Source organism: Pseudonocardia sp. Ae505_Ps2 (assembly GCF_001932425.1).
Classification (GTDB): domain Bacteria; phylum Actinomycetota; class Actinomycetes; order Mycobacteriales; family Pseudonocardiaceae; genus Pseudonocardia.
In genome coordinates this window covers 775,884-800,923 of sequence record NZ_MCIP01000001.1, presented here as the reverse complement: position 1 = coordinate 800,923, position 25,040 = coordinate 775,884, and the positions used below count along the sequence as shown (strand labels likewise).

The following is a 25,040-nucleotide window of genomic DNA, read 5'->3' as shown; positions in this document are numbered from 1 at the left end:
GCATGAGCACCACCGAGCCCGTGCGCAAGCCGGACCCGATCACACCCGTCCTGACCAGGCGCTGGCTGTCGCCGCGGTCCTGGTCGATCGACACCTACGAGCAGCTGGAGGGCTACACCTCCCTGCGGACCGCGTTCGCCGCCCACCCCGACCAGCTCATCCAGCTGGTCAAGGACTCCGGGCTGCGCGGCCGCGGCGGTGCCGGGTTCCCCACCGGCATGAAGTGGGGGTTCATCCCGCAGGACGACGGCAGCGGCAAGGGGCCCGGCGCGAAGCCGAAGTACCTGGTCATCAACGCCGACGAGGGCGAGCCGGGTACCTGCAAGGACATCCCGACGATGATGGCCGACCCGCACGCCCTCATCGAGGGCTGCATCGTCACCAGCTACGCGATCCGCGCGAACTTCTGCGCGATCTACGTCCGCGGCGAGGCGCTGCACTGCATCCGCAGGCTGCGCGCCGCCGTCCGCGAGGCGAAGGCGAAGGGCTACCTCGGGCGCGACATCCTCGGCTCCGGGTTCGACCTGGAGATCGTGGTGCACGCCGGCGCGGGCGCCTACATCTGCGGCGAGGAGACGGCGCTGCTCGACTCGCTCGAGGGTCGTCGCGGACAGCCCCGGCTCAAGCCGCCGTTCCCGGCGACCGCCGGGCTCTACGCCTGCCCGACCGTCGTCAACAACGTCGAGACCATCGCCAGCGTCCCCGCCATCGTCAACGGCGGCGCGGCCTGGTTCCGCTCGATGGGCCGGGAGAAGTCGCCCGGCCCGAAGATCTACTCGGTCTCCGGGCACGTCGAGCGGCCCGGCCAGTACGAGGCGCCGCTCGGCATCACGCTGCGAGAGCTCCTCGAGCTCGCCGGCGGGATGAAGGACGGGGTCCCGCTGAAGTTCTGGACCCCGGGCGGCTCGTCGACACCGCTGTTCACCGCCGAGCACCTCGACGTCCCGCTGGACTTCGAGGGCGCCGCTGAGGCCGGCTCCATGCTGGGGACGACCGCGGTGCAGGTCTTCAACGAGACCGTCTCGGTGCCGTGGGCGGTCATGAAGTGGACCGAGTTCTACAAGCACGAGAGTTGCGGCAAGTGCACCCCGTGCCGCGAGGGCACCTACTGGCTGGTCCAGGTGCTGCAGCGGATGGTGCGTGGCGAGGGCACCTCGACCGACATCGACACCCTGCTCGACGTCTGCGACAACATCCTCGGCCGCTCCTTCTGCGCCCTCGGCGACGGCGCGACGAGCCCCATCACCAGCGCCATCAAGTACTTCCGCCAGGAGTTCCTGGACCTCATCGCGGAGCAGCCCGATGTGGACCGCCCGGAGCAGCTGGCCGAGCTCACGGGAGCCACCGCATGACCCTCTCTCCCGAGAAGACGACGGAGACACCCGTCCCCGAGGGCCACGTCCGCCTCACCATCGACGGCCAGGTCGTCGACGCCCCCAAGGGCGAGCTGCTGATCCGCACCTGCGAGCGCCTCGGCATCGTGATCCCGCGGTTCTGCGACCACCCGCTCCTCGATCCGGCCGGCGCCTGCCGCCAGTGCCTGGTCGAGGTGGAGATGGGCGGCCGGCCGATGCCGAAGCCGCAGGCCAGCTGCACCATGACCGTCGCCGACGGGATGGTGGTGAAGACGCAAGCCACCTCCGAGCGGGCGGACAAGGCGCAGCAGGGTGTGATGGAGCTGCTGCTCATCAACCACCCGCTGGACTGTCCGATCTGCGACAAGGGCGGCGAGTGCCCGCTGCAGAACCAGGCGATGGCGCACGGTCGGGCGGACTCGCGGTTCGTGGAGAAGAAGCGGACCTTCCCGAAGCCGCTGCCGATCTCCAGCCAGGTGCTGCTCGACCGCGAGCGCTGCGTGCTCTGTCAGCGCTGCACGCGCTTCTCCGAGGAGATCGCCGGCGACCCGTTCATCGACCTGCTCGAGCGCGGGGCGAAGCAGCAGATCGGGATCGCCGAGGACCAGCCGTTCCAGTCCTACTTCTCGGGCAACACGATCCAGATCTGCCCGGTCGGCGCGCTGACCAGTGCCGCCTACCGGTTCCGGTCGCGCCCGTTCGACCTGCGCTCGACCGCGGGGACCTGCGAGCACTGCAGCTCCGGCTGCTCGATGCGCACCGACTCCCGGCGCGGGACCGTGCTGCGCCGCCTCGCCGGCAACGACCCGGAGGTCAACGAGGAGTGGCTCTGCGACAAGGGCCGGTTCGCCTTCCGCTACACCGGTAGCCAGGGCCGCATCACCCGGCCGCTGGTCCGGCGCGCGGACGGCACCCTGACCGAGGCCTCCTGGACCGAGGCGCTGGCCGTCGCCGCGGAGGGGCTGCTCGCGGCCCGCTCGGCCGGTGGGATCGGCGTCCTGCCCGGGGGACGGCTGACCGTCGAGGACGCCTACGCCTACGCCAAGTTCGCCCGCGTCGTCGCCGGCACCAACGACATCGACTTCCGTGCCCGGCCGCACTCGGACGAGGAGCTGGAGTTCCTCGCCGCGCACGTCGTCGGTGGGACGCCCGAGGACTCGGTCACGTTCACCGCGATCGAGAACGCCCCGGCCGTGCTCACCGTCGGCACCGACCCGGAGGAGGAGTCGGGCATCGTCTTCCTCCGCCTGCGCAAGGCGTACCGGAAGAAGGGCCTGCGTCACTTCCAGGTCGGTCCGTTCACCAGCTACGGCGCGGAGAAGACCGGCGCCACCGTGCTGCACGCGGTGCCCGGCGCGGAGGCCGCGGTCGTCGCCGACCCGGGCGCCGACGTCGTCGCCGCGCTGGAGCAGCCGGGTGCGGTGATCCTGGTCGGGGACCGGGCCGCGGAGTCGCCGGGCCTGTACTCGGCGGTGTCCGCGCTCGCCGCCCGCACCGGCGCGGCGATCGGCTGGCTGCCGCGCCGGGCCGGGGACCGCGGTGCGGTCGAGGCGGGCGCGCTGCCCACCCTGCTGCCCGGCGGCCGGCTCGTCACCGACGCCGCCGCCCGCGCCGAGCTGGAGCAGGTCTGGGGTGCCCCCGTGCCGGCCACGCCCGGCCGCGACGGCGACGCGATCCTCGCCGCCGCGGCGAGCGGGGCGCTCGCGGCCCTGGTGGTGGGCGGGGTCGACCCGCAGGACATGGCCGACCCGACGGCGGCGATCACCGCGCTGCGGGAGGTCGGTTTCCTGGTCAGCCTGGAGATCCACACCTCGGCGGTCACCGAGCTCGCCGACGTCGTCCTCCCGGTCGCCCCGGACGCCCAGCGCTCCGGTGCCTACGTCAACTGGGAGGGCCGCCGCCGCGAGTTCGCCGTCGCACTGGACGCGACCGGCGTGCTGCCGGACTGCCGGGTGCTCGACACCCTCGGCGTCGAGATGGACGCGGACCTGTTCACCCAGACCCCGGCCGCCGCGGCGGGGGAGCTGGAGCGGCTCGGTTCGCGCCGCCCCGGCGCCGCCGCGCCGGACCACACGGCGGGCCGGCCCCGGCGTCCCGGCTACGGCCAGGCGGTCCTCGCCACCTCCCGCCAGATGATCGACGACGGCAGCCTCCAGATCGACGAGCCCGCGCTCGCCGGCACGGCGCGGCGGCCCTACGTCAAGGTCAACGCGGCCACCGCGGAGCGGCTCGCGCTGGTCGAGGGTGCCGAGGCGACGGTCCGCACCGACCACGGGGCGATCACCCTGCCGGTCGCGCTGACCGACCTGCCCGACGGCGTCGTCTGGCTGCCGGCCTGCTCGCCCGGCTCGCACGTCCGCCCCACGCTCGGGGTGGGCCACGGTGACCTCGTGACGGTCGGTCCGGCCGGGAACGGAAGCGCGTCGTGAACCTGTCCCAGGTGCCGCCCACCCCGGTGGACCAGCTGACGCACACCCAGGCGCTGCTCGCCGACGACCCGATCTGGCTGATCCTGATCAAGGTCGTCGGGCTGTTCGCGCTCGGCGTCGTGCTGACCCTGTTCATGATCAACTGGGAGCGCAAGGTCGTCGGCCGGATGCAGCACCGTCCGGGCCCGAACCGGACCGGCCCCGGCGGCTGGCTGCAGAGCCTCGCCGACGGTCTGAAGCTGGCGTTCAAGGAAGACATCATGCCGGCGATGGCCGACAAGAAGGTCTACTTCATCGCCCCGGTCATCTCGACGATCCCCGCGTTCGTCGCCTTCTCGGTGATCCCGTTCGGCGGCGAGGTCACGATCTTCGGCGAGCCGACGGTGCTCCAGCTCGTCGACGTCCCGGTCGGCGTGCTCGTGGTGCTGGCCTGTTCCTCGATCGGCGTCTACGGCATCGTGCTCGGCGGCTGGGCATCGGGCTCGCCGTACTCGCTGCTGGGCGCGCTGCGCTCGGCCGCCCAGGTCATCTCCTACGAGATCGCGCTGGGCCTGGCCGTGGTCGGCGTCGTCCTCTACTCCGGCTCGCTGTCCACCGCGACGATCGTCGGGGCGCAGGCGTCGGGCTGGTACTTCTGGCTGCTGCTGCCGAGCTTCGTGGTCTTCGTGATCGCGATGGTCGGCGAGACCAACCGGGCCCCGTTCGACCTCCCCGAGGCCGAGTCGGAGCTGGTCGGCGGGTTCCACACCGAGTACTCGTCGCTGAAGTTCGCACTGTTCTTCCTCGCCGAGTACGTGAACATGGTGACCGTCTCGGCGATGGCGGTGACGCTGTTCCTCGGCGGCGGCATGTGGCCCTGGCCGCTGAGCTTCCTCAACGCCTACGGCTGGATGCAGTTCGTCGCCTTCATCATCAAGGTGCTGCTGTTCCTGTTCGTGTTCATCTGGCTGCGCGGGACGCTGCCGCGGTTCCGCTACGACCAGTTCATGAAGCTGGGCTGGAAGGTCCTGGTCCCGGTCATGCTGGTCTGGATCGTCGCGATCTTCGGCATCCGGGCCTTCGTCAACACCGGCTCGGACAACTACGTGCTGCTGCTGTCGCTGATCGGCTTCGTGCTGGCCGTCGTGCTGGCGGTGGCGTTCCTGCTGCCCGACCGGCAGACCGAGGCACCGCCGGTCGAACCGGCGTCGGACTACCCCGTCCCGCCGCTGGACCTGGTGGTCCCCGACTCACCCCCGAAGCGTCGGAAGGCCGTCACGGCCGGAAAGGACGCGCGCTAGATGTTCGACTTCTTCAAGGGTTTCGGCGTCACCTTCTCGACGATGTTCAAGAAGGTCGTCACCGAGGAGTACCCCGAGGACTTCCCGCCGGCGGCACCGCGCTACCACGGGCGCCACCAGCTCAACCGGCACCCGGACGGGCTGGAGAAGTGCGTCGGCTGCGAGCTGTGCGCCTGGGCCTGCCCGGCCGACGCCATCTACGTCGAGGGCGGGGACAACACCGAGGAGGCGCGGTACTCGCCGGGTGAGCGCTACGGCGCGATCTACCAGATCAACTACCTGCGGTGCATCGGCTGCGGCCTGTGCATCGAGGCCTGCCCGACGCGCTCGCTCACGATGACGAACTTCTACGAGCTGGCCGACGACAACCGGCAGGACCTCATCTACACCAAGGAGCAGCTGATGGCCCCGCTGCTGCCGGGCATGGAGCAGCCGCCGCACCCCATGCGCCTCGGCGAGGACGAGCAGGACTACTACGTCTCCGGCCCGACGCTCGCTGTGCCATCGCCTTCCGGGGCCGCCGCCCAGGACCAGACCAAGGAGCAGGCCCGATGACCACGGCCGCCGCGGTCCTGGCCCAGGCGGCCGGGGAGGTGAGCACCGGCGAGGCGGTCGCGTTCTGGATCCTCGGACCGGTTGCGCTGGCCGGTGCGCTCGGCCTGGTCTTCGCCCGGCACGCGGTGCACGCCGCGCTGCTGCTGGTCCTGACGATGTTCTCGATCGCGGTGCTGTACCTGGTGCAGTCCGCCCCGTTCCTCGGGTTCGTGCAGATCATCGTCTACACCGGCGCCGTGATGATGCTGTTCCTGTTCGTCCTCATGCTGGTCGGACGGGACTCCAAGGACTCGGTGATCGAGGTCCTGCGCGGGCAGCGGGCCGCGGCGCTGGTGTTCGGCGTGGCGCTGGCCGCGCTCCTGGTCGGCGGGCTGGCCCGCGGCCTGACCAGCGTCACCCCCGCGGGGCTGGCGCAGGGCGGGCTCGGGTGGAACGGCAACGTCCCCGGCCTCGGCCGGCTGATCTTCACCGACTACCTGCTGGCGTTCGAGCTGACCGCGGCCCTGCTGATGGTCGCCGCGCTCGGCGCGATGGTGCTGTCCGGCTCGCAGAGCAGCCAGCACACCAAGATCGGCCAGCGCGCGACGGTGCTGAAACGGCTGCGCGGCGAGCACGCCCGCATCTCCCCGCTGCCCGGCCCCGGCGTCTACGCGACGGCGAACTCGGTCGCGGTCCCGGCGATCCTGCCCGACGGCTCGATCGCCCCGGAGTCGCTGTCGGAGATCATCGAGTCGGTCGCGGTCGACGTGCCGGACACGACGACCCCGGACGCGCACGCGCTGACCGGCCGCCCCGCACCCGACCGGACCGCCGCCTCCGGTGAGGCCGCCGACACCGGGGAGCACCGATGAGGCCCGAGTACTACCTGCTGCTCTCGGCGCTGCTGTTCACCATCGGCGCCGTCGGCGTCCTGGTGCGGCGCAACGCCGTGGTCGTGTTCATGTGCATCGAGCTCATGCTGAACGCGGTGAACCTGACCCTGGTCACGTTCTCGCGCATCAACGGCAACCTCGACGGCCAGGTGATGGCCCTGTTCGTGATGGTCGTCGCGGCCTGTGAGGTCGTCGTCGGGCTCGCGATCATCACGGCCATCTTCCGCACCCGCCAGTCGTCGTCGGTGGACGACGCGAACCTCTTGAAGTACTAGGAGCGCGCTGGTGACCGTCCTTCTCGCACAGGCCGCCCCGCAGGCGACCGGCGCCGCTTCGCTGGCCTGGTTGCTGATCGCGCTCCCCGCGGCCGGTGCACTCGTGCTCTTCCTCGCCGGACGGCGGGCCGACGCCTGGGGCCACTGGCTCGGCGTCGCGACCGTCGTCGGCGCGTTCGTCGTCGGTGTGACGATATTCCTGCAGACCCTCGGTCTCCCCGCCGACGAGCGCCTGCGCGAGCAGTCGCTGTGGTCCTGGATGTCCTCCGGCGCGCTGGAGGTCGACTTCGGGCTCCGGATCGACACGCTGTCGCTGACGTTCGTACTGCTGATCACCGGGGTCGGGGCGCTCATCCACCTCTACTCGGTGGGCTACATGAGCCACGACCCGAACCGGCGGCGGTTCTTCGCGCAGCTGAACCTGTTCGTCGCCGCGATGCTGGTGCTGGTCCTCGGCAACAACTTCGTGATGCTCTACCTCGGCTGGGAGGGCGTCGGTCTGGCGTCGTACCTGCTGATCGGCTTCTACCAGGACCGGCCGTCGGCGGCGACGGCGGCGAAGAAGGCGTTCCTGATGAACCGGGTCGGCGACGTCGGCCTGGCGATCGCGATCTTCCTGCTCTGGCTGGAGCTCGGGACCCTGCAGTACACGGAGGTGTTCGCGCGCATCGGCGAGGTCGGCGGCGGCACGGTCCTCGCGATCACGCTGCTGCTCCTGCTCGGCGCCTGCGGCAAGTCCGGCCAGTTCCCGCTGCAGTCCTGGCTCCCGGACGCGATGGAGGGCCCGACCCCGGTCTCGGCCCTGATCCACGCGGCCACGATGGTCACCGCGGGCGTCTACCTCATCGCCCGGGCGTCGCCGATCTACAACCTGTCCGAGACCGGACGGCTGGTCGTCGCGCTCATCGGTGTCGTCACGCTGATGATCGGCGCGATCATCGGCTGCGCCTACGACGACATCAAGAAGGTCCTGGCCTACTCCACGGTCAGCCAGATCGGCTACATGATCCTCGCCGTCGGGCTCGGGCCGGCCGGCTACGCGCTGGGCATCCTGCACCTGCTGACGCACGGCTTCTTCAAGGCCGGGCTCTTCCTCGGCGCCGGTTCGGTCATGCACGCCATGAACGACGACGTCGACATGCGCCGCTTCGGCGGCCTGTGGCGGAAGATGCCGGTCACCTTCGTGACCTTCGGCCTCGGCTACCTCGCGCTGATCGGCTTCCCGTTCCTGTCCGGCTACTTCTCCAAGGACGCGATCATCGAGGCCGCGTTCGCCCAGGAGGGCTGGCAGGGCTGGGTGTTCGGCGGGCTCGCGACGCTCGCGGCCGGTCTCACCGCGTTCTACATGACCCGCCTCATGATCATGACGTTCTTCGGTGCGGAGCGCTGGCGCACGGTGCGGTCCACCGACGGCCGCGACTACCACCCGCACGAGTCCCCGGCGACGATGACCGTCCCGATGATCGTGCTGGCCGTCGGCTCCGTCTTCGGCGGTGGCGTGCTCTACGGGCTGATCCCGGAGTGGCTCGCCCCGGTGGTGGGGGAGCGCGTCGAGCTCGAGGGCGGCGCCCTGCCGCACGCGGTGATCCCGTGGCTGGTGGTCGGCGTCTCGCTGCTCGGCGTGCTGGCGGGTTACCTGTTCGTCGGGCGCTCCCCGGTGCCGGTGCAGCGCCCGCAGCGGGTGTCGCCGGTCGTCGCCGCGGCCCGCGCGGACCTCGGCGCGAACGCCTTCAACGAGGCGTTCATCGAGCGGCCCGGCATCGCGCTGACCCGGCTGCTGGCCTGGTTCGACGACCGCGGCATCGACGGGGCCGTCAACGGCACCGCGTCGGCGTTCGGCGGCGGGTCCGGCCGCCTGCGCCGGCTCCAGACCGGCTTCGTCCGGTCGTACGCACTCTCGATGCTCGGCGGGGCGGTCATCGTCGTCGCCGCGATGCTGGCGGTGAGGTTCGTCTCATGACTCCCCTGGACACGGCTCCCATCGTCCCCGGCTCCGGGGGCAACCCGTTCCTGATCGCCCTGCTGCTGGTGCCGGTGCTCGGCGCACTGGTCATGTACCCGCTGCGTGCCAACACCGGGGCCGCCAAGGCGGTCGCGATGGCGACGGCGCTGCTCGAGCTGGTGCTCGTCGTCGTCGCGTGGGCGCTCTACTCCATCCCCGCGGCGCAGGCCGGCGCCCGGTTCCAGCTCGAGTTCTCGATGTCCTGGATCCCCGCGTTCGGCACGCACATCGCGTTCGGCGTCGACGGGATCGCGCTGGCGCTGATCGGGCTCACCGCGTTCCTGGTGCCCGGGCTGATGCTGTTCGCGTGGGCGGAGAAGCTGCCCGAGGGCCGCTCGGCCGCCGGGTACTTCGCACTGCTGTTGGCGACCCAGGCGACGCTGGTCGGCGTCTTCGCCGCCACCGACGTCTTCCTCTTCTACGTGTTCTTCGAGGCCATGCTGGTCCCGATGTACTTCCTGATCGGCCGTTTCGGCGGGCCGCGACGGCAGTACGCGGCGGTCAAGTTCTTCCTGTACTCGCTGCTCGGCGGCCTGATCATGCTGGCGTCGCTGATCGGGCTGTTCGTCGTCAGCGAGCAGCAGCTGGGCCAGGGCACGTTCACCTGGGCCGAGCTGCAGGCGATGGCGTCGAGCGTGCCGGAGTCGACCCAGGTCTGGCTGTCCCTCGGCTTCTTCGTCGCGTTCGCGATCAAGGCGCCGCTGGTGCCGTTCCACACCTGGCTGCCCGACGCGGGTGCCGAGGCCCCGATCGTGGGTGCGGTGCTGCTGGTCGGCGTGCTCGACAAGGTCGGCACCTACGGCTTCCTGCGCTACCTGCTGCCGCTGTTCCCGCAGGCCAGCCAGGTCCTCGCGCCGCTGGTGCTGGTGCTCGCCGTCGCCGGGATCGTCTACGCCGCGCTGCTGGCGGTCGCCCAGACCGACATGGGTCGGTTCGTCGCCTACACCTCGGTGGCACACTTCGGCTTCATCGCGCTCGGGGTGTTCGCGTTCTCCAGCCAGGCCTTCGCCGGCGCGACGCTGTACATGGTCAACCACGGTCTCTCGACCGGCATGCTGTTCGTGATGGTCGGCGTGCTGATCAGCCGCGGCGGCTCGCGCCTGATCGCCGACTACGGCGGCGTCGCGAGGATCGCGCCGGTGATGGCGGGCTGCCTGCTGCTGGCCGGGATGAGTTCGCTGGCGCTGCCCGGCACGAACTCGTTCGTCTCGGAGTTCCTGGTGCTGGTCGGGTCGTTCCCGAACCGGCCGGTGTTCACCGTGATCGCGACGATCGGCATCATCTTCGCCGCTCTCTACGTGCTCTGGTTCTACCAGCGCACGATGCAGGGCCCGGTGCGCGGCACCGCGGTCATGGCGGCGCTGGAGCGCGGTGGCGCGGGCGGCCCGGGGTCGATGATCGACCCGGCGGTCGCCGCGCAGCGCACGGGCTCCGGCTTCCCCGACCTCACGGCCCGTGAGATCGGCGTGCTCGCGCCGCTGGTCGTCGCGATCGTGGTGCTCGGCTTCTACCCGGGCCCCGTGCTCGACCTGATCAACCCGTCGGTGACGGCGACGATGACCGAGCTCGGCCTGCCCGACCCGGTCGTCGCTGGAGGGATCGCTCGATGAGCTCGTTGGTTCTCCCCGCCCAGGTGGCCCCGATCGAGATGCCCGCGGTCGACTGGGCGGCCACCGCGCCGCTGTGGATCGTGTTCGCGGGTGCCTGCGTGTCGGTGCTGCTGGAGGCGTTCCTCCCGCGGCACCAGCGCTGGCCCGTGCAGGTGCTGCTGACCGGCCTGACGCTGGTCGCGGCGCTCGTCGCGCTGGCCGGGTACGCGCTCGGGTCCCCGGCCGCCGTGCTGACCTTCGGCACCGCGTTGTCGGTGGACGCGCCCTCGCTCTTCCTGTGGGGCACGTTGATCGTCCTCGCGATCCCCAGCCTGCTGCTGATCGCGGACCGGTCGGTGGAGCCGGGCGGGGTGTTCGTCGCCTCGGCCGCCGAGCGGGCCGCGGTCCGCGCCGGCGGCGGCCCGGCCACCCCGGTCGGCGGTGAGCACGTCGACCGCTCCTACGGGGCGCCCGACGAGGCACCGACGATGCAGACCGAGCCGTTCCCGTTCGTGCTGTTCGCGCTCGGCGGCATGATGGCCTTCGTCGCGGCGAACGACCTGCTGACGATGTTCATCGCGCTCGAGGTCCTGTCGCTGCCGCTGTACCTGATGTGCGGGCTGGCGCGCCGCCGCCGGCTGCTGTCGCAGGAGTCCGCGGTCAAGTACTTCCTGCTGGGTGCGTTCGGCTCGGCGTTCTTCCTCTACGGCATCGCGCTGCTCTACGGCTACGCGGGCTCGGTGCGCCTCTCGGCGATCTCGCAGGCCGCCGCGGGCACCCTGGCCTCGGACACGCTGCTGTTCGCGGGTCTGGCGCTGCTGCTGGTGGGGCTGCTGTTCAAGGGCTCGGTGGCCCCGTTCCACACCTGGACCCCGGACGTCTACCAGGGCGCCCCGACGCCGGTCACGGCGTTCATGGCGGCCTGCACGAAGGTCGCCGCGTTCGGCGCGATCGCCCGGGTGCTCTACGTCGGCTTCGGCAGCACCGTGTGGGAGTGGCGCGGCGTGCTGTGGGTGGTCGCGGTCGTGTCGATGGTCGTCGGCGCGGTGCTGGGGCTCACCCAGACCGACGTGAAGCGCATGATCGCCTACTCCTCGATCGCGCACGCCGGGTTCATCCTGCTCGGCGCGATGGCGCTGACCCCGCAGGGCACCGTGGGCCTGATGTTCTACCTGCTGGCCTACGGCTTCACGACGGTCGCGGTCTTCGGGATCATCTCGCTGGTCCGCACCGGTGACGGCGAGGCCTCGGACCTGGCGGCCTGGGCGGGCCTGGCGAAGCGGTCCCCGCTCGTCGCCGGGATCATGACGTTCCTGCTGCTCGCGCTCGCCGGGATCCCGCTGACCAGCGGGTTCACCGCCAAGTTCGCGGTGTTCTCGGCGGCGTCGGCGGACGGCATGGTGCCGCTCGTGGTGATCGCGCTGGTCGCGTCCGCGGTGGCCGCGTTCTTCTACCTGCGCATCGTGGTGCTCATGTACTTCTCCGAGCCCGCCCAGGACGGTCCGGCCGTCGTCGTGCCCGGGGCGTTCACCACCGTGGCCATCACATTGGGCACGCTGGCGACCCTCGTTCTCGGGATTCTTCCCACACCTGTCCTCGAATGGGCCGCCAGCGGCGCGTTCGCGGGCTGAGATTCGTACGCTGTGGGGGTGGAGACACAGAGCGTGGCCGGGATCCGGATGGCCGATCCGGTCCTGGCCGAGGCCACGGCGGACGGGCTGAAGCGGGTCGAGGACCTGCTGCACCGCGAGGTGCACAGCGACTACGAGTTCGTCACCGAGACCTCGTTGCACCTCATCGAGGCCGGCGGGAAGCGGTTCCGGCCGCTGTTCACGCTGCTCGCGGCCCAGGTGGGACCGCATCCCGAACGCGACGAGGTGATCACGGCGGCCGCCGTGGTGGAGCTGATCCACCTGGCGACGCTGTACCACGACGACGTGATGGACGAGGCGTCCATGCGGCGGGGCGCGGAGTCCGCGAACTCCCGCTGGGACAACTCGGTCGCGATCCTGACCGGGGACTTCCTGTTCGCACACGCGTCGCGGCTGGTGGCCGACCTCGGCCCGGACGCGGTGCGGATCATCGCCGAGACGTTCGCCCTGCTGGTGACCGGCCAGATGCGCGAGACCCGCGGCCCCAAGGCGTCGGACGACCCGGTGCAGCACTACCTGCGGGTGGTCGCGGAGAAGACCGGGTCGCTCATCGCGACCTCGGGTCGTTACGGCGGCATGTTCTCCGGTGCGCCGACCGAGCACGTCGAGGCGCTGCGGACCTTCGGCGAGGTCATCGGGGCCGCGTTCCAGATCTCCGACGACATCATCGACATCGCGTCGCCGTCGGACGACTCGGGCAAGACGCCCGGCACCGACCTGCGCGAGGGCGTGCACACCCTGCCGATGCTCTACGCCCTGCGCGACGGCGACGACTCCGCCGACGCGCGCAGGCTGCGGCAGCTGCTGGCCGCCCCGATCAGCGACGACGACGAGGTGGCCGAGGCGCTGGAGCTGCTCCGCTCCGGTGACGCGCTGGTCAAGGCCCGCGAGACCGTCGCCGGGTACGCCGACCGCGCGCGTGCCGAGCTGGCGGTGCTGCCGCCGTGCCCGGCGATCGAGGCGCTGCGGACGCTGACCGACTACACGGTGGAGCGGGTGGGCTGAGCCGCCGGTGGGCGTCGCCGTCGCAGCAGGTCGACGGTGAACACCACCAGAGCCAGCCAGACGAGGGCGAACCCCGCCCAGCGGGCCGGGGCCATCGGCTGTCCGACGACCAGCACGCCCCACAGGAACTGCAGCGTGGGGTTGACGTAGAGCAGCACCCCGAGGGTCGTGAGCGGCAGCCGTCGCGCCGCGGCGCCGTAGAGCAGCAGCGGCAGCGCGGTCGCCGGACCCGCGGACAGCATGAGCAGCAGGTGCCACGGCCCGTGCCCGGTGAACGTGCCGCCGCCGGTGAGCGCCAGGACGACGAGGAACACCGCGGCCGGTACGACGAGCACGAGGCCCTCCGCGGTCAGCCCGGCCGCGGCGGGCAGCGGCGCGGTCGCCTTGAACAGCCCGTAGATCCCGAACGAGCAGGCCAGGGCCATCGACAGCCACGGCACCGTGTCGTTGCCGACGGCGATGACCACGACGGCCGTCGCCGCCAGCCCCAGCGCCACCCACTGCGCGGGCCGCAGCCGCTCCCGCAGGACGAGGACGCCGAACAGCACCCCGACCAGCGGGGTCATGTAGTAGCCGAGCGCGGACTCGACGACCAGCCCAACCGAGACGCCCCAGATGAACAGGCCCCAGTTCACCGCGATGAACACCGCGGCGGCGGCCGTCGCGAGCCACCCGCGGAGACCGAGCCCGCGCACGTCGCCCCAGCCGCGCAGCACGGTCAGCACCACCGCCATCAGCACGGCGGTCCACAGCACGCGGTGGGCGAGGACCTCCAGCGGCGCCGCGGGGTCCAGCAGCGGCCAGAACGCCGGGAACAGACCCCACAGCACGTACGCGCCGACGCCCGCGGCGAGCCCGGCGGGGTTCCGCTCACTCCGTTCGGGTGTGGTTCGTTCGGGGGAACGGGCGGCGGTCATGGTCGCTTCGGGTGGTGGGTCACGGGCACGATGATCCGGTACGGGTGTGCCACCGCGCGCGGTGACGGCGAGGCGGGCACGATCCGTGATACCAAGCACGGCGACAGCGGTCCGGGAGGGTCCCGGGCGGACGGAGGTCCGGCATGGGCTGGATGTGGGTACTGCTGGCGGTGCTCGTGGTACTCGTGGCGGCAGGGGTGCTGGTGTCCCGCCGCCGCGCAGGGGCCGTCGAGGACGGTCCGGAGGCCACGGGTGCGCCCGACACGGTGGAGGCGTCCGACGGGCCCGGCCCGGGGAGCGGACCCGGGACCGTGGGGCTGTTCGAGCCCGTCGGGGAGGCCGACCCGGACCGGGTGACCGGGGCGACCACACCGCCGCCGGACGGCGCACCGCCACCGTCCGCCGTGGCCGACGGTGCGGGGGAGCAGGTCGTCCCCCCGGCAGCCCGCCCCGGGGTGGCCGCGGACGTGCCGGCCGGCTCCGAGGCGCCCGGTCCCTCGCCGGCCGCCGCGAGCGGGACCGCGGCCACGGGTGGGACCGCCGCCGTGGGCGGGACCGGCCCCACCGGGGCTGACGGACCCGTCGGCCTCACCGGGGCGGACGGACCCGCGACCGACGGACCCGCGACCGACGAACCCGTTGCCGTAGCCCAGGACGCCCCGGCCCGCGGCGACCTGGCCCACGGGCACGACAGCGCTGCCCAGGATGAGCCGGCCGAGGGCGATCTGGCCGAGAGCGGTCCGACCGAGGAGGCCCCGGCCGAGGACGGCCCGGCCGACGGCAGCGCGGCTCACGACGCCCCGGCCCAGGTCGCCGCGGCTCGCGATGATCTGGCCGAGGGCGGTCTGACCGAGGACGCGTCGGCCGAGAAAGCCCCGGCCGACGGCGACGCGGCCCAGGACGACGCGGCAGCCCCCGCCGCACCGGTCGTGGGGGAACCGGGCGGCAGCGCCGGAGCACCGGACGGTGCCACGGCCCCCGCGGTGCCCCTTCCTCGCCCCGAGAGCAACCCCGCGCCGCAGGACGGGGTGGCCGAGGACGACGACGAGCCGTCCGGCCGGCACGCCCTGCGCGACGACGTCGAACCGGCGCCGCTGCCCGAGCCGGCCCCCGCGTCGGACGACGACGGCCCGCCCGCACCGTTGCCGATCCCGTCGCGGACGCGGCAGCCCGCCGGTGGTTCGGCGCTGGCGGCGCTCGACTCCCTGATCATCGGCCCGTCGGCGGCGTCCGAGCCGCTGCCCCCGGGCGTGCGGCCCGGCCCGTACCCGGACTCGGTGCTCGCACCCGCCGACGGCGGCGACCCTCCCGAGACGCACCGGGTGAAGGTGCACAGCGGGTCGCGGCGGTTCCACCCGCCCGAGTCGCCGTACTACGTCCGTACGCGGGCGGACCTGTACTTCACCGCGGAGGGCGCCGCCCGGGCGGCCGGGTTCATCGCGTGGAACGAACGTCCCGGGGCCCGCTGAGCCCGGACACCGGTGGACGCACGACGGCCCCGGTACTCCCTGGAAGGAGTGCCGGGGCCGTCGTCGGTCGCGGGCCGGTCCTAGACGATGGTCCAGGTGTCGCGGCCGTTGAGCAGGGCCTGCAGGTCGGCGTCGGGCTTGGCGTCCTTCGCGGCCTGGACCTGGGCGCGTGCGGCGTCGTCGTAGGTGGGGCGGTCGGTGCTGCGGAAGACCCCGGTGACGGTGTGGGTGAGGTCCTGGTCCGAGAGCCGGGACAGGGCGAAGGCGAGCTCGTGGTCGGTCTGGTCGTGGACCACGATCGTCGCGGGGTCGACCGACGCGGTCTCGACGACGGCGAGGCCGAACCCGTCCTGGACGACCGCGTGCGAGCCGCGTCCGTCCTCACCCGGGGCGCCGAAGGTGATCGGCTCGCCGTGGGTGAGGGGGATGAGCCGGTTCTCGTTGTCGCCGCGGCGCAGGACGTCGAAGCTGCCGTCGTTGAAGATGGGGCAGTCCTGGAAGATCTCGACCAGGGCGGAACCGCGGTGCTCGGCGGCGGCCTGCAGCACGGCGGTGAGGCTCTTGCGGTCGGAGTCCAGGGCGCGCCCGACGAACGACGCCTCGGCGCCCAGCGCCAGCGAGATCGGGTTGAACGGGTGGTCGAGCGAGCCCATGGGGGTGGACTTGGTGACCTTCCCGACCTCGGAGGTGGGCGAGTACTGGCCCTTGGTCAGGCCATAGATCCGGTTGTTGAACAGCAGGATCTTGATGTTGACGTTGCGGCGCAGCGCGTGGATGAGGTGGTTGCCGCCGATGGACAGGGCGTCGCCGTCACCGGTGACGACCCACACCGACAGGTCCTCCCGCGAGGTCGCCAGCCCGGTCGCGATCGTCGGGGCACGCCCGTGGATGGAGTGCATCCCGTAGGTGTTGAGGTAGTACGGGAAACGGCTCGAGCAGCCGATCCCGGAGACGAACACGGTGTTCTCGCGCTTGATGCCCAGGGTGGGCAGGAACTGGCGGACCGCGGCGAGGACGGCGTAGTCGCCGCAGCCGGGACACCAGCGGACCTCCTGGTCGGAGGTGTAGTCCTTCGCGGTCTGCTTCGCGTCCGTCGTCGGGACCCCGTCGAGGCCGCCGATGGACGGCAGACCGAGATCGGTGGCGGTCATGCCTGCGCTCCAGTGGTCTCGTTGGCGGGCCGTGGGGTGGTGTCGGCCGCGGACTCCGGGTGCTTGCCGGTGAGGTAGTCCAGGAACACGTCCTGCAGCTCCTCGGCGCCGAAGGGGAGCCCGGCGACCTTGGTGTAGCTCTTGACGTCGACCAGGTGGCGGGCGCGCAGCAGCATGGCGAGCTGGCCGAGGTTCATCTCGGGGCAGAGCACCGTGCGGTAGCGGCCCAGGATCTCGCCGAGGTTGGCCGGCATCGGGTTGAGGTTGCGCAGGTGCACCGTGGCGACCGAGTGGCCGAGCTTGCGCACCCGCCGCGCCGCGGCGTTGATCGGGCCGAAGGTCGACCCCCAGCCGACGACGAGGAAGTCCGCGTCGCCGTCGGGGTCGTCGACCACGAGGTCCGGCACCTCGATGCCGTCGATCTTGGCCTGGCGCAGCCGGACCATGCGGTCGTGGTTGTCGGGGTCGTAGGAGATCGAGCCGCGCCCGTCGGCCTTCTCCAGCCCGCCCACGCGGTGCTCCAGACCCGCGGTGCCGGGGATCGCCCACGGCCGGGCCAGGGTCTCGGGGTCACGCAGGTACGGCCAGAACTCGCCGGACCCGTCGGGGGCGTTGGGCTCGGTCGCGAACCCCGGGTCCACCGTCGGCAGGGTCTCGACGTCGGGGATCTTCCACGGCTCGGAGCCGTTGGCCAGCGCGCCGTCGGACAGCAGCATCACCGGGGTGCGGTAGCGCACGGCCATCGCGGCGGCCTCGACCGCGGCGATGAAGCAGTCGCCGGGGGTGCAGGGGGCGATCACCGGGAGCGGGGCCTCGCCGTTGCGCCCGTGCAGGGCCTGGAGCAGGTCGGCCTGCTCGGTCTTGGTGGGCAGCCCCGTCGAGGGGCCGCCGCGCTGCACGTCGATCACCAGCAGCGGAAGCTCCAGGGCCACGGCCAGGCCGACGGTCTCGGCCTTGAGCGCGATCCCCGGACCCGAGGTGGTGGTGACGCCGAGCGCGCCGCCGAACGACGCGCCCAGCGCCGCGCCGACGCCGGAGATCTCGTCCTCGGCCTGGAAGGTGGTCACGCCGAAGGCCTTGTGCTTGGACAGCTCGTGGAGGATGTCCGAGGCCGGGGTGATCGGGTAGGTGCCCAGGAACACCGGCAGGCTCGTCGTGCGTCCGGCGGCGATGATCCCGTACGCCAGCGCGACGTTCCCGGTGATCTGCCGGTAGGTCCCCGGCGCCAGCCGGGCCGGGGCGACCTCGTAGGTGACCGCGAACGCCTCGGTCGTCTCGCCGTAGGCGTGCCCGGCGCGGAAGGCCAGGATGTTGGCCTCGGCGATGTCGGGCTTCTTCGCGAACTTCTCCCGCAGGAACCGCTCGGTCGACTCCGAGGGCCGGTGGTACATCCACGACAGCAGACCCAGGGCGAACATGTTCTTCGCCCGCTCGGCGTCCTTCTTGGACAGCCCGGTCTCCTCCAGGGCGCCTCGGGTCAGGGTCGCCATCGCGACCCCGTGCACCGCGTAGGGCTCCAGGGAGCCGTCCTCGAGCGGGTTCGCCGCGTACCCGACCTTGGTCAGGTTCCGCTTGGTGAACTCGTCGGTGTTCACGATCAGCACGCCGCCGTGGGGCAGGTCGCCGATGTTGGCCTTCAACGCCGCCGGGTTCATCGCGACCAGCACGTCCGGGCGGTCCCCCGGAGTGAGGATGTCGTAGTTCGCGAAGTGCAGCTGGAACGACGACACCCCGGGCAGCGTCCCGGCAGGAGCCCGGATCTCCGCGGGGAAGTTCGGCAGCGTCGACAGGTCGTTGCCGAAGTTCGCGGTCTCGGAGGTGAAGCGGTCACCCGTCAGCTGCATGCCGTCACCGGAGTCGCCGGCGAACCGGATGACCACCCGGTCGCGCTGCACGACCTCGGAGTCGCGTGCCTCGACGGGAGTGTCGCTGGTCGTCATGGGCTGATGGTCCCCAGTTCGGCGTCGAATTGTCCCTCGATACATCGAGGTTAACTCCCGGTTCGTCCCCCTGTCCGGAGACCCGGGATCACGTCACATGGCCCGCGTCACGTTCGTGCCGCGGGTCACTTCCTGCTGATCTTCTTCTGCAGCGCCGCGACGCGTTCCGCGAACGCCTCGGAGTGCACGGTCTCGGCCTGGGCGCGGACCTCGATGTCGGTGGCGTCGGCGTGCGCGTCGAGCCGGGCGGTGATCCGCATCGTCGCCTTGGTCGTGACGATCAGGTCCCGCGGCGCGGCGGCGGCCCGGCCCGCGAGCTCACGGGCGCCGGCCATCAGGTCCTCGTCGCTGTCGTAGGCGCGCCAGACCAGACCGACGCGCTCGGCCTCGCGGGCGTCGAGGACGTCGCCGAACAGGGTCATCGCGGCGCTGCCCTGGGCGCCGAGAGCGCGCTGGGCCATCCACGTGTAGCCGCCGCCGGGGTGCAGGCCCAGCTGCATGAAGCGGACGTCGAACCGTGCGGTCGGGCCGGCCAGCCGGACGTCGCAGGCCAGGGCGAGGTTGATCCCCGCGCCGACGGCGGCGCCGTTGACCGCGGCCAGGGTCGGCAGCGGGGAGGAGGCGATGGCGAGGAACCCGGAGTAGACGCGCTTGAGCGTCGCCGGGTCGGCCTGCTGCAGCTCCGCGAGGTCGCCGCCGGCGCAGAACGCGGGCTCCTGACCGGTGACGACGATCGCGCCGACCGAGTCGTCGGCGTTCGCGGCCTCGACGGCGGCGACGAGCTTCTGCGACAGGTCCAGGTTCAGCGCGTTGCGTCGTGCCGGGTTCGACACGGTGAGCACCGCGACACCGTCGGTGACCTCGGTCCGGACCTCTGTCGTGACATCGCCGTCGCTCATGGGCCCGACTCTTCCACGCCGGGCCGGCCTCCCGCACGTGGCGGGTGCCCCGGGCCGGGCCCCGGTCACACCCGGGAACGCGCTGCCCGGTTCGTCCGTTGAGAAGGGTGACCCCAGCAGGACCGCACGGAAAGGTGACCCCGGCGTGCACAGCCACATGAACGGTCTGAAGACGGCCGTCCTCCTCGGCGCGATGAGCGCCCTGATCCTCGCGATCGGCGGGGTCCTGGGTGGCCGCGGCGGACTGGTCATCGCCCTGGTCGTCGCGTTCGCCGTGAACGGGTGGGCCTACTTCAACTCGGCGAAGATGGCGCTGCGGTCGATGCACGCCCAGCCGATCACCGAGGCCGAGTACCCCCAGCTGTTCCGGATCGTCCGCGAGCTGAGCCAGCGGGCCCGCCAGCCCATGCCGTCGCTGCACATCAGCCCGACCGACGCACCCAACGCGTTCGCCACCGGCCGCAACCCGCGGCACGCCGCGGTGTGCGTGACCACCGGTCTGCTGCACCTCCTCGACGAGCGCGAGCTGCGCGCGGTCATCGGCCACGAGCTCAGCCACGTCTACAACCGCGACATCCTGATCTCGTCGATCGCCGGAGCGCTCGCCTCGGCGGTGTCGTTCCTCGCGAACTTCGCGATGTTCGCCTCGATCTTCGGCGGCAACGACGAGGACCGCCCGAACCCGATCGCGATCATCCTGGTCGCGCTCCTCGGCCCGATCGCGGCCGGCGTGGTGCAGATGGCCGTCAGCCGGTCGCGGGAGTACCAGGCCGACGCCTCGGGGGCCGAGCTCACCGGGGACCCGTTGGGCCTGGCCTCGGCGCTGCACAAGCTCAAGTACGGCACCGCGGCCGCCCCGCTGCCCCCGGACCCGCGGCTCACGGCGCAGTCGCACCTGATGATCGCGAACCCGTTCCGGCCCGGCGAGAAGATGGCGAGGTGGTTCTCCACCCACCCGCCGATCGAGGACCGGATCGCGCGGCTCCAGCAGATGGTTCGCCGCTGACCGGACCGTTCCGGGGGTGGTTGCGCGACCCCGGGTCGCTGTTCCGTAACGGTTCGGGGTGCCGGGAGCGATGAAGCTCTCAGAGCAGAGCTCCCCCTGCGGAAGAGGACCCATGAGCGAGACCCCGTCCCAGAAGCCCCGCCACGCGCTCACCGACACCGGTGAGACCCCGTCGGTGCCGCTCCAGGGTGGCCCGGTCGAGGTCCCGTCACCGGCCCGCCCGGGGGACGACGTGGTCACCGAGGCCGGCCCGGACGAGCCGGTCGTGCTGCCGTCGGCCCGACCGTCCTCGGACGCCGACACCCCGGTCGCGCCGACGGTCGCCGAGGCGGACACCACGACCGCCTCCGACCCGGACCCGGTCACGGACGCTCCTGCCGCACCCACCCCCGCCGCGGGAACGACGCCGCCGGAGCCCCGCTCCTCCCGCCCCGCGGCGCCGCACACGGCGCCGGGCGGCGGGTCCTCCGCCGACGCACCGACCACCGCGCTGCCCGTCGTCCCGCGCCCCCGCGACGCAGTCGGGCCCGGCGGCCGGCGTCCCGGCCAGGTCCCGCCACGGCAGGTCCCGGGCGGCTACGTTCCCGGCCACGTTCCGCCCCGGCAGGCCCCGGGCGGTCACGTCCCCGGGCAGTACGCCCCGGCGGGCCCGCGACACCCGGCCCGCCCGCCCGCGGCCCGGCATCCCCTCACGGGCCGGCCCCCGGCGGGCCAGCGCCCGCCCGTGCGGTTCCCGTCGGGCCCCCCGGCCCAGGCCCCGACCGTCCGGCGGCACCCCGAGCCGGTCCGCCGGGCCCCGCTTCCCGAGCCGGTCCGTCAGGCCCCGCTCCCCGAGGGTGGCGCGACCCGGACCTCCGGCGGATTCCGGCTGCCCGACTTTCCGGCTCGCACCCGGCCGGTGCTGCCGGCCGTCCTGGGTGCCGCGGCCGCGGTCGTCATGGCTCTCGGCATCGTCGCCGGGGTCACCGGTACCTCGGACGCGTCCCCGGCGCCGGTGCCCGCCCCGGTGTCCACCCCCTGACCGATCTGTTTGTATCCCCGCCGTGGGGATCTCCTGGGACGACTACCGCAACCACGACGCCGTCGGGCTGGCCGCGCTCGTCGCGGCGGGTGAGGTGAGCGCAGCCGACCTTCTGGAGGCCGCCGTCGCCCGTGCCGACGCCGTCGAGCCGGGCATCAACGCCATCCGGCTGCGGCTCGACGACGCCGCCCGCTCCCGCGCACGCGGCCCGCTGAGCGGGCCGTTCGCGGGTGTCCCGTTCCTGGTGAAGGACCTCGCCCAGCACATCGCCGGGGTCCCGACGGCGTCCGGTTCCCGCCCGCTCGCCGACCACCCGCGACCCGAGACGTCGACGGTGGTCCGACGCTGGACCGAGGCCGGTCTCGTGGTGTTCGGACGGACGGCGACTCCCGAGTTCGGCGCCCGTGCCGTCACCGAGCCCGCGCTCGGCGGGCCGACCCGCAACCCGTGGGACCCCGCCCGCACCCCCGGCGGCAGCTCCGGGGGGTCCGCCGCGGCCGTCGCCGCCGGGATCGTCCCCGCGGCCGGCGCGAGCGACGGCGGCGGCTCCATCCGCATCCCGGCCGCCGCCTGCGGGCTGTTCGGGCTCAAGCCCGGCCGCGGCGTGACGCCGTCCGGGCCGGACGTCGCGGAGGGCTTCCACGGCGCGGCGGTACAGGGCGTGCTGTCGCGGACCGTGCGGGACTCGGCCGCGCTGCTCGACGTGACGGCCGGGCCGGAACCGGAGGGTCCCTACGTCGTGCGCCCGCCGGAGCGCCCCTACGCCGACGCCGTCCGGGACGACCCGGCGCCGCTGCGGATCGGGCTGGCCACCGCGTCGCCGCTGGGTACCGAGGTCGACCCGGAGGCGGTCGCCGCGGCCACCGACGCCGCCGAGCTGTTGACCTCGCTCGGGCACGTCGTGGAGGAGTCCGCCCCAGCCCTCGACGGCCGGGCGCTGGCCACCGACTTCCTCACCACCTGGTTCTCCACGATCTCGGCCCAGGTGGCCTCGGCGCGGGCGCTGACCGGCTGCGGCGACGACGCCTTCGAGACGGAGACGCGGGTGATGGCCGCCATCGGGCGTGCCACCCCCGCGCCGGACTACCTCGCCGCGCTCGCCCGCCGCCAGGACCACACCCGCGCACTGGCCACGTTCCACGAGCGCTACGACCTGCTCCTCACCCCGACCCTGGCCCGGCCGCCGTGGCCGATCGGGGAGCTGGGGCTGCCGGCCGTGGCCCGGATCGGGGCGCAGGCGCTGCTGCGGGCCGGCGCGTCCGGCCTGTTCGGACGGCTCGGGCTGGTGGAGAGCCTGGTCGACGCCAACTTCGCCCCGGTCCCCTTCACCCAGCTGGCGAACCTGACCGGCCGGCCCGCGTCCTCGGTGCCGCTGTACCGGACGGCGTCCGGGCTGCCGCTGGGCGTGCAGTTCGTCGGGCGGCCGGGCTCGGAGCCGCTGCTGCTGGCGCTGGCGGCGCAGCTGGAGCGGGCGCGGCCGTGGGCGCACCTGCGGCCGGCGCCGCCGGCCTAGGGGAGCCGGGTCAGGTCACGGCCCCGGGTCGCTGCACGGCTGCGTCCGCCGGGGAGTGGTCCAGCAGCCCGTCGACGGCGGGCACCAGCGTCCGCGCGAACTCCAGCCGGCCCCGCCACCTGGTCCGTACCCGGTACCCCTGAGCCAGGGCTTCAGCAGCTCAGGGCCGGTTGGTCACCGGTAGTTGGTGAACTGCAGCGCGATGCCGAAGTCCTTGGACTTGAGCAGCGCGATGACGGCCTGCAGGTCGTCCTTCTTCTTGCCCGAGACGCGCAGCTGGTCGCCCTGGATCTGCGCCTGGACGCCCTTGAGCTTCTCGTCGCGGATGGCCTTGCTGATCTCCTTGGCCTTGTCCTGCGCGATGCCCTGGAGGATCTTGCCGCTCGCCTTGTAGGTCTTGCCGGAGATCTGCGGCTCATCGGCCTCGAACGCCTTCAGGGAGATCTGCCGCTTGATCAGCTTCTCCTTGAAGACCTCGATCCCGGCGAGCAGTCGCTCCTCGGTCTCGGACTCGAAGGTCAGCGCCTCCTCGCCGGCCCAGGCGATCGTGGTGTTGGTGCCGCGGAAGTCGAAGCGCTGCGACAGCTCCTTCGCGGCCTGGTTCAGGGCGTTGTCGACCTCCTGGCGGTCCACCTTGCTCACGACGTCGAACGACGGGTCGGCCATCGTCTCTCCTCCGGGTCGGTCGGGGACCCCTCGGCGGGGTCGTTCAGGTCGTGTCGTATCCTCGTTCACGCACTCAGCGAGACCGAGATGCACCCCGGCTGGTTGCCCGAGCGGCCAAAGGGAGCGGACTGTAAATCCGTCGGCGTAGCCTTCCCAGGTTCGAATCCTGGACCAGCCACAGCACGTGAAAGAGACCCCCGACCAGCGGAAACGCCGGAGCCGGGGGTCTCTTTCGTTGTCCGGGTGTGTCCGGTCGCCTACGGCCAGATACGGGCATCTGTGGGCCCTCCGTGGGCCAAGCCCACGCGGGGGCGCTCGCTCCTCTCGCTCGCGGGCGAGAGGAGCGTCGACGACGCCTGGCCGTAGAGCGCTACCGTCGAACGATTCCGGGGCCCGCCGGGTGACAGAGTGACAGTGTCACTGGCCTGTCACTCGAACTGTCACTCTCGTTTGTGCTGGTCAGGGGCGGTGTAGTGACAGAGTGACAGAAGAAGAGTGGGGGAACGGCACCTGACGGTCCGTGCCTGGCCCCGCGTCGGGGCATGCGGTCTCAGCGCCGTTCTGGTGCTGCGACAGCTCCGCGGCGCCACCTGAGTGGCAGGAGGCGTCTGCGGTGGTCTCAGGGCCCTGGACGGTCTCGTTCTGGAGACCGTCCTCGTTCGGGAGGAGAATCTATCGGTCTTCATCGGTCGTCTCGCCGGGTTCGTCATCGCGCACGACCGTGACGACGACGGTGAATACGAGACCGTCGCCCACATCTGGACAGCGGCCTCCCGACGACGCCGGGGCATTGAGCCTTTGCCAACCTGACGTTGGCCCTGGTCAGAAGCTTGAGACGCGACATCGGAGGCTGGCGGAGTCACCGGGGTGACCTGCATCGACAGGGAACAGGCGGGCCAGCGGGTGGCCTCGGAGGACATCCACCCACCCCGTCCCAGCCAGGTTGGCAAAGGCTCATTGAGGTGTTCTCAGTAGCGGGGTGGCAGGTCGTGGCGACACGCCGAGGGTGGTGAGATGAGCGGGAACGGGGCAGGACCCCGGTAGATCGGTTCGGTCCAGCACAGATCGACACCGTCACCGAGGTCCTGCATGTCTGATCCTGTCACCTACACCGCTGTCCTCCCGATCGGGGAGCGCACCGTGGTCTATCTGGCGCGGCTCCTGGTCCTTCAACGCCGTCGACGTGGCACCCGGCGGCGGGCGTTGACCCCGTTCGCCCAGGCAGTGCTGGTGATCCGCTGGTTCTGTGATGCTACCCGGGTCCGATGTTCGGCCGGTGACAACGCGATCAGCACTGCAACGGCCTACCGTTACCTGCACGAAGGCATCGACGTCCTCGCCGCGGCCGCACCCGGCCTGCACGGAGCCCTGCTCGCCGCCCGCACAGCCGGGCACACCCACGTGAATCTCGACGGCACCCTGATCGCCACCGACCGGTGCCGCG

Annotated in this window: 19 protein-coding genes, 1 tRNA gene and 1 pseudogene; 16 read left to right on the top strand and 5 right to left on the bottom strand. The window is 72.2% G+C overall.

Translation table 11 applies throughout. The features are described from left to right. Positions 1-2: 2 nt before the first annotated feature. The 10 genes from nuoF to Ae505Ps2_RS03595 are packed head-to-tail and all read left to right on the top strand — an operon-like array spanning position 3 to position 13,014. Positions 3-1,352, top strand: a complete 1,350-nt coding sequence (nuoF, locus tag Ae505Ps2_RS03640; protein WP_020628047.1) for an NADH-quinone oxidoreductase subunit NuoF — start codon at positions 3-5, stop codon at positions 1,350-1,352. Then, the gene (locus tag Ae505Ps2_RS03635) at positions 1,349-3,784 is read left to right on the top strand and encodes an NADH-quinone oxidoreductase subunit G (RefSeq protein ID WP_075310036.1); all 2,436 of its coding nucleotides are present in this window, start codon (positions 1,349-1,351) and stop codon (positions 3,782-3,784) included. The genes nuoF and Ae505Ps2_RS03635 overlap by 4 nt, the downstream gene beginning before the upstream one ends. A 35-nt stretch (positions 3,785-3,819) precedes the next feature. Then, positions 3,820-5,064 carry an NADH-quinone oxidoreductase subunit NuoH gene (gene nuoH, locus Ae505Ps2_RS03630; protein ID WP_043277392.1) on the top strand — a complete coding sequence of 415 codons (1,245 nt, stop codon included), beginning with the start codon at positions 3,820-3,822 and terminating at the stop codon, positions 5,062-5,064. Then, entirely contained in the window at positions 5,065-5,619 is a 555-nt protein-coding gene (gene nuoI / locus Ae505Ps2_RS03625; RefSeq protein ID WP_075310038.1) for an NADH-quinone oxidoreductase subunit NuoI, read from the top strand. After that, complete coding sequence (locus Ae505Ps2_RS03620) at positions 5,616-6,470, top strand: NADH-quinone oxidoreductase subunit J (protein ID WP_075310040.1); 855 nt, start codon at positions 5,616-5,618, stop codon at positions 6,468-6,470. Before nuoI ends, Ae505Ps2_RS03620 begins: the two co-directional genes overlap by 4 nt. Beyond that, the gene (gene nuoK, locus Ae505Ps2_RS03615; protein WP_060710483.1) at positions 6,467-6,766 is read left to right on the top strand and encodes an NADH-quinone oxidoreductase subunit NuoK; all 300 of its coding nucleotides are present in this window, start codon (positions 6,467-6,469) and stop codon (positions 6,764-6,766) included. The genes Ae505Ps2_RS03620 and nuoK overlap by 4 nt, the downstream gene beginning before the upstream one ends. 10 nt (positions 6,767-6,776) lie before the next feature. Then, a complete protein-coding gene (gene nuoL / locus Ae505Ps2_RS03610) occupies positions 6,777-8,726 on the top strand; it encodes an NADH-quinone oxidoreductase subunit L (protein WP_075310042.1) in 1,950 nt (649 codons plus the stop codon). After that, positions 8,723-10,378, top strand: a complete 1,656-nt coding sequence (locus Ae505Ps2_RS03605) for an NADH-quinone oxidoreductase subunit M (RefSeq protein WP_075310044.1) — start codon at positions 8,723-8,725, stop codon at positions 10,376-10,378. The genes nuoL and Ae505Ps2_RS03605 overlap by 4 nt, the downstream gene beginning before the upstream one ends. Next, positions 10,375-11,988 (top strand): NADH-quinone oxidoreductase subunit NuoN, encoded by a 1,614-nt coding sequence (gene nuoN / locus Ae505Ps2_RS03600; protein ID WP_075310046.1) that lies wholly within the window; start codon positions 10,375-10,377, stop codon positions 11,986-11,988. Before Ae505Ps2_RS03605 ends, nuoN begins: the two co-directional genes overlap by 4 nt. Before the next feature lie 48 nt (positions 11,989-12,036). Further along, positions 12,037-13,014 (top strand): polyprenyl synthetase family protein, encoded by a 978-nt coding sequence (locus Ae505Ps2_RS03595; protein ID WP_051050104.1) that lies wholly within the window; start codon positions 12,037-12,039, stop codon positions 13,012-13,014. Here Ae505Ps2_RS03595 and rarD read toward each other — a convergent pair. Next, entirely contained in the window at positions 12,990-13,931 is a 942-nt protein-coding gene (gene rarD, locus Ae505Ps2_RS03590) for an EamA family transporter RarD (protein ID WP_075553407.1), read from the bottom strand. The genes Ae505Ps2_RS03595 and rarD overlap by 25 nt on opposite strands. Before the next feature lie 143 nt (positions 13,932-14,074). Here rarD and Ae505Ps2_RS03585 point away from each other — a divergent pair, with 143 nt between their 5' ends. Beyond that, entirely contained in the window at positions 14,075-15,400 is a 1,326-nt protein-coding gene (locus Ae505Ps2_RS03585) for a hypothetical protein (protein WP_075553406.1), read from the top strand. 80 nt (positions 15,401-15,480) lie between these two features. Here Ae505Ps2_RS03585 and Ae505Ps2_RS03580 read toward each other — a convergent pair whose 3' ends face one another. The 3 genes from Ae505Ps2_RS03580 to Ae505Ps2_RS03570 form a co-directional block, all read right to left on the bottom strand. Continuing rightward, entirely contained in the window at positions 15,481-16,551 is a 1,071-nt protein-coding gene (locus Ae505Ps2_RS03580; protein ID WP_020627672.1) for a 2-oxoacid:ferredoxin oxidoreductase subunit beta, read from the bottom strand. Further along, positions 16,548-18,491, bottom strand: coding sequence for a 2-oxoacid:acceptor oxidoreductase subunit alpha (locus tag Ae505Ps2_RS03575; RefSeq protein ID WP_075310052.1), 1,944 nt, complete (start codon positions 18,489-18,491; stop codon positions 16,548-16,550). The genes Ae505Ps2_RS03580 and Ae505Ps2_RS03575 overlap by 4 nt, the downstream gene beginning before the upstream one ends. Positions 18,492-18,616: 125 nt before the next feature. Continuing rightward, positions 18,617-19,390 carry an enoyl-CoA hydratase gene (locus Ae505Ps2_RS03570; protein WP_075310054.1) on the bottom strand — a complete coding sequence of 258 codons (774 nt, stop codon included), beginning with the start codon at positions 19,388-19,390 and terminating at the stop codon, positions 18,617-18,619. Between the two features lie 145 nt (positions 19,391-19,535). Here Ae505Ps2_RS03570 and htpX point away from each other — a divergent pair, with 145 nt between their 5' ends. From htpX to Ae505Ps2_RS03555, 3 genes are all read left to right on the top strand, one after another. Next, on the top strand, positions 19,536-20,396 hold the full coding sequence (gene htpX / locus Ae505Ps2_RS03565) for a zinc metalloprotease HtpX (RefSeq protein WP_075310056.1): 861 nt from the start codon (positions 19,536-19,538) through the stop codon (positions 20,394-20,396). A gap of 112 nt (positions 20,397-20,508) precedes the next feature. Next, on the top strand, positions 20,509-21,417 hold the full coding sequence (locus Ae505Ps2_RS30880) for a hypothetical protein (protein ID WP_075553405.1): 909 nt from the start codon (positions 20,509-20,511) through the stop codon (positions 21,415-21,417). Between the two features lie 28 nt (positions 21,418-21,445). Further along, on the top strand, positions 21,446-22,930 hold the full coding sequence (locus tag Ae505Ps2_RS03555) for an amidase (protein WP_075312768.1): 1,485 nt from the start codon (positions 21,446-21,448) through the stop codon (positions 22,928-22,930). Positions 22,931-23,104: 174 nt separating this feature from the next. Here Ae505Ps2_RS03555 and Ae505Ps2_RS03550 read toward each other — a convergent pair whose 3' ends face one another. Beyond that, the gene (locus Ae505Ps2_RS03550) at positions 23,105-23,596 is read right to left on the bottom strand and encodes a YajQ family cyclic di-GMP-binding protein (RefSeq protein WP_020624857.1); all 492 of its coding nucleotides are present in this window, start codon (positions 23,594-23,596) and stop codon (positions 23,105-23,107) included. A gap of 96 nt (positions 23,597-23,692) precedes the next feature. Here Ae505Ps2_RS03550 and Ae505Ps2_RS03545 point away from each other — a divergent pair. Further along, positions 23,693-23,774 (top strand) — tRNA-Tyr (locus tag Ae505Ps2_RS03545). A 911-nt stretch (positions 23,775-24,685) separates the two neighbouring features. Beyond that, a pseudogene (locus tag Ae505Ps2_RS33080) lies at positions 24,686-25,040 on the top strand (IS5/IS1182 family transposase); the annotation flags it as partial.